Annotated in this window: 5 protein-coding genes; 4 read left to right on the top strand and 1 reads right to left on the bottom strand. The window is 66.6% G+C overall.

Annotation, left to right across the window (positions count from 1 at the left end; all coding sequences use genetic code 11):
* Nucleotides 1-101: 101 nt before the first annotated feature.
* The gene (locus IEX32_RS20140; protein WP_188773320.1) at nt 102-476 is read right to left on the bottom strand and encodes a hypothetical protein; all 375 of its coding nucleotides are present in this window, start codon (nt 474-476) and stop codon (nt 102-104) included.
* A gap of 342 nt (nt 477-818) precedes the next feature.
* Here IEX32_RS20140 and rlxS point away from each other — a divergent pair, with 342 nt between their 5' ends.
* The 4 genes from rlxS (at nt 819) to IEX32_RS20160 (ending at nt 3,701) form a co-directional block, all read left to right on the top strand.
* Nucleotides 819-2,771 carry a relaxase/mobilization nuclease RlxS gene (gene rlxS / locus IEX32_RS20145; RefSeq protein ID WP_188773321.1) on the top strand — a complete coding sequence of 651 codons (1,953 nt, stop codon included), beginning with the start codon at nt 819-821 and terminating at the stop codon, nt 2,769-2,771.
* A gap of 75 nt (nt 2,772-2,846) precedes the next feature.
* A complete protein-coding gene (locus IEX32_RS20150; protein WP_188773322.1) occupies nt 2,847-3,278 on the top strand; it encodes a CopG family transcriptional regulator in 432 nt (143 codons plus the stop codon).
* A gap of 4 nt (nt 3,279-3,282) precedes the next feature.
* Nucleotides 3,283-3,519: a helix-turn-helix domain-containing protein gene (locus IEX32_RS20155; RefSeq protein WP_229736535.1), complete on the top strand. Its 237-nt coding sequence runs from the start codon at nt 3,283-3,285 to the stop codon at nt 3,517-3,519.
* Entirely contained in the window at nt 3,516-3,701 is a 186-nt protein-coding gene (locus IEX32_RS20160) for a hypothetical protein (RefSeq protein WP_188773323.1), read from the top strand. The genes IEX32_RS20155 and IEX32_RS20160 overlap by 4 nt, the downstream gene beginning before the upstream one ends.
* Nucleotides 3,702-4,012: the final 311 nt, after the last annotated feature.

Below are 4,012 nucleotides of genomic sequence, written 5' to 3' on the forward strand. Positions count from 1 at the left end.
GCCTCGTTGCAGGTTGGTCTAGACACCCAAATTCCTACAACAAGCCAATGGTTTACGCTACTCCCGCCAACCATCACGACCAGTCCGATGAATAGGAGAGGCTAGGCGGCCTGTCTGCCCTCGGTTCTGCCACCGATTTCCAGCATCAATTGCGCCTGACCCGCGCCCTCGGGATCATCCGCAGGGCATAGCGCATGGCTGCCCGCCGCGAGACTGATCCACTCGATCCGCCATGCCAGATCGAGCCTGTCGCCCTGCGCGCAGCGCCCGATCGAGGCAATCCCGGCGCCCTCGATGGCTACCGCGAAACGGCAATCCTGACGCGCGGAATCGTACCGGCCGCGCACCAGCGTCCCGTCCGAAATCGCAATGGCAAAGCCCTCGCGAAGCGCCCCTGGCGAGAGCGCAATGACGGTCTCGACATCGCCCGAAAGTTTCAGTCTGGCCCCATCCAGCGGCGCGATCCTGCTAGCCATGTGCGCATCCCTTCCATCGAATCGGAAATGGCTCTGGTTAGAACATAAAGCGAACACGAAAAAGGCCGGATGGAACAGGAAAAGGGCTCGGGGACGGGGAAGACGGGAGAAAGGGGGGAAGGCAAGTTAAAGGCGGACCCTCCAAAGGGCCCGCAAAGCGGCGTCTGCACGTCGTTTGGGATGGAGACACGAGCTTCGGCAGGCCGGCAAACCGCCTCCATGCGCGAGACCCGGGTTCGCGCGAGGCGGGATTTGCGTGCCGCTCGCGCGAGACCGGCATGGAGGCCCTTGAAGCACGGCGCCTTACGCCCCTCATCATGGGCTTTAGGCGCGAGGATGGTGATGGCGGACGACGACTTCGAGATCTGGCTGGGCCATGCAGGCAAGGACCGCCCGCTGCGCCATGAGCTGCGCAAGGCGGCGAACCTGGCAGGCAGAACGCAGCGATCGTTGGCGGCCCGAGCCCGGCGCTTCGACGGCAGCCGCATCGGGCGCGGTTCCGGTATCGGCCGCGTGCTCGGATCGTCGGATCGCTTCAGCGGCAATCGCGCGCGCCGCGTGGTGGTGAAAGCGAGCTTCGTCAAGCTTGCCGGCAAGGGGATGAAGGCGGCCAGTGCGCACCTCAGATACCTGCAACGCGATGGCACCACGCGCGAGGGAGAACGCGGCTCGCTCTACGGCGCGGACCGCGACGAGGTCGACGGCAGGGCGTTTCTTGAACGCGGGGGACAGGACCGGCACCAGTTCCGCTTCATCGTCGCGCCCGAGGACGGCGCCGAATACCGCGACCTCAAACCGCTCACCCGGCGGCTGATGCACCAGATGGAACAGGACCTCGGCACCCGCCTCGAGTGGGTGGCGGTCGATCACTTCAACACCGGCCATCCGCACACGCATATTGTGCTCAGAGGCATCGACGACAGGGATCAGAATCTCGTGATCGCCCGCGAGTACATCAGCCGCGGCATTACGATGCGCGCGGCCGAGCTGGTCAACCTCGACCTCGGCCCAAGAACGACCCGCGAGATCATCGCGGCGGGCCAGCGCGAGATCGCGCAGGAACGCTTCACCGCGATCGACCGGCGGCTGATGCATTCGCTGGACGAGAACGGGCTTGCCTCACCCTGGCATGCCGATCCCACCGAGCAGAGCCTCAGGGCAGGCCGGCTCGGCACGCTGGCGCGCATGGGGCTGGCGGCCGAGGAGGCGAAGGGGCGCTACCGGCTCGATCCCGCCCTCGAGGAAACGCTGCGCGCCATGGGCCGGCGCGGCGACATTATCGCCACCATGCACGAGCGGCTGCGCGCCCGCCCCGATATCGTCCCCCATGATTATGTGATCCATGATCCGGCCAGAGCCGCGCCCCTCGTCGGCCGCGTGCTCGCGCGCGGGCTGGCCGATGAACACCGTGACCGGCGCTACCTGATCCTCGAGGCCACCGATGGCCATACGCACTACGTCGATCTGGGCAGCGGCGCGCAGCTCGATCATGGGCGCGACAACGCCATGGTGCGCGTCTCGCCGGCGCTCGTCCAGGTGCGCGATGCCGACCGCACCATTGCCGAGGTCGCCGCTGCCGACCAGGGAACCTACAGCATCGATCGGCACCTCAAGCATGATCCCAGCGCCACCCAGCGCTTCGCCGAAGCGCATGTCCGGCGCCTCGAAGCGATCCGGCGCGGAAGCGATGCAGTCGAGCGCCAGCCCGACGGAAGCTGGAAGATCGCGCCCGATCATCTCGACCGCGTTCTCGCCTGGGAGCGCGAGCGCGCGGCGAAGCGGCCCGTCGAGGTCGACATCCTGTCCGACCGGCCGCTCGAGCAGATGGTGCGCCACAATGGTGTGACCTGGCTCGACGAGCAGTGCGTCGCCGCGAAGCCCGAGCGCCTGCAGGGCAGCTTCGGCGCCCGGGTGCGCGAGGCGCTGAACCAGCGCCGGCAATGGCTCATCGAACAGGGGCTGGCCTGGGACGAGGATGGCGCGGCCCGCTACAGGCCGAACATGCTCGCGGCGCTGCGCCAGCGCGAACTGCGGCAGGTGGCCGGCCAGCTCTCGCAAGACCTCGGGCTCGATTACGCCGAGCACCGCGGCGGGCGCATCGAGGGCACCTACCGAAAGGCGGTGCAGGTGGGGACCGGCAAGTACGCGCTCATCGAGAAGTCGCGCGAGTTTACCCTCGTGCCCTGGCGCCCGGTGCTGGAAAGGCAGATCGGGCGCCAGGTCTCGGGCATCGAGCGCGCCGGCACCATCAGCTGGAGATTTGGCCGCGGCCGCTCGGGTCCGCAAATCGGCTGAGATTCCCCCAATAGGCATGAGCCCGCACCAGCGAGTGTCTGTTGCCCGAAACCGGGATGCCGCATCCTTGCGGGCATGAAGACGCGCAAGACCCGCCATCAATTCTATCTTCCCGATGACCTGTCGGCCCGGCTCGCCGCCATGGCGGCCGAGCCCGGATCGTCGAAGACCGCGATCCTCACCGATGCGCTCACCACCTGGTTCGAGCGCCGCGCGGCCCATGAACTCGACACCCGCTTTGCCGTCCGGCTCGACCGGCAGAGCCGCAGCGCCGATCGCATGGAGGAAAAGCTCGACTTCCTCACCGAAGCGCTCGGCCTGTTCGTGCGCCACCAGCTCACACTCACCGCTCACCAGCCCACCTTCGATCCCGAGACGCAGCGCCTCGGCCGGCTTCGCTACGACGAGTTCGTCAAGGCGGCGGGCCGTCTTGCGGCCCGCACCGCCCAGGCCGAGCCAAGGCCCGATCGCAGCCTTGGCCGGGTTCATACCGGAAAAGGGGAATAGACAGATGAAGGAGAGCAACATGGCCGCAAACGCCGCGCCGCCGCATCGCGAAACCCAGCTTGAGCCGATTGCGGTGCGCATTTCCGAAGCCTGCCGGCTGACCGGTATCGGCCGGTCCAAGCTCTACGAGCTGATTGCCGGGGGCCAGATCGAGATCGTCAAGGTCGGCGCGATGACGCTGGTACCGATGGAGAGCCTGCGCGGGCTGATCGAGCAGGGGCGGAAGGGAGAGGCGAAATGAGCCCGCACCCGCGTCTTGTTCGCGCCGTCGTCACGGCGGCGGTTGCGGCACTACCCGAACAGGCGCGCAAGAACCTGGCATCGGAACTCGAGTTTGAGCGGTTCGCCGCCGAAGATGCTCTGGTCGAGCGGATTATGGCCGCTTTGACCGAGTGCGAGAAGGTGAACGAGGCGGCAGAGTAGATCGGCGCACCGGGGCGGCCGTTCCGCCAGGCTGGGGCAACAGAAGTGGCACTTTGGCACGAGGTGGGAATGTCGCGTCCTTTGGACCTTCCCGACTGTCCGGACTCAGGATGAAATTTGCGGTAAGCAGCCCTCCGTTCACACTCGCCGCCGAGTAGCGAAAGATAACTTACCTGGGTGTCTGCCCCCTCCGCCGGCCGTCCCGACTAGTACCACGCCACAGAGATTATGACTCTTTGACGGGGTAGGCCTTGCGGAGTTTTTCGCGCGCCGTTTGGGTCGTGAACATCCATTGGATCTGGGCTCCTTCG

Source organism: Novosphingobium endophyticum, assembly GCF_014640675.1.
Taxonomy (GTDB): domain Bacteria; phylum Pseudomonadota; class Alphaproteobacteria; order Sphingomonadales; family Sphingomonadaceae; genus Novosphingobium; species Novosphingobium endophyticum.

Excerpts from the sequence above, each read along its gene's own strand:
- IEX32_RS20140 (WP_188773320.1), bottom strand. The coding sequence starts at position 476 with ATGGCTAGCAGGATCGCGCCGCTGGATGGGGCCAGACTGAAACTTTCG.
- rlxS (WP_188773321.1), top strand. The coding sequence starts at position 819 with ATGGCGGACGACGACTTCGAGATCTGGCTGGGCCATGCAGGCAAGGAC.
- IEX32_RS20150 (WP_188773322.1), top strand. The coding sequence starts at position 2,847 with ATGAAGACGCGCAAGACCCGCCATCAATTCTATCTTCCCGATGACCTG.
- IEX32_RS20155 (WP_229736535.1), top strand. The coding sequence starts at position 3,283 with ATGAAGGAGAGCAACATGGCCGCAAACGCCGCGCCGCCGCATCGCGAA.
- IEX32_RS20160 (WP_188773323.1), top strand. The coding sequence starts at position 3,516 with ATGAGCCCGCACCCGCGTCTTGTTCGCGCCGTCGTCACGGCGGCGGTT.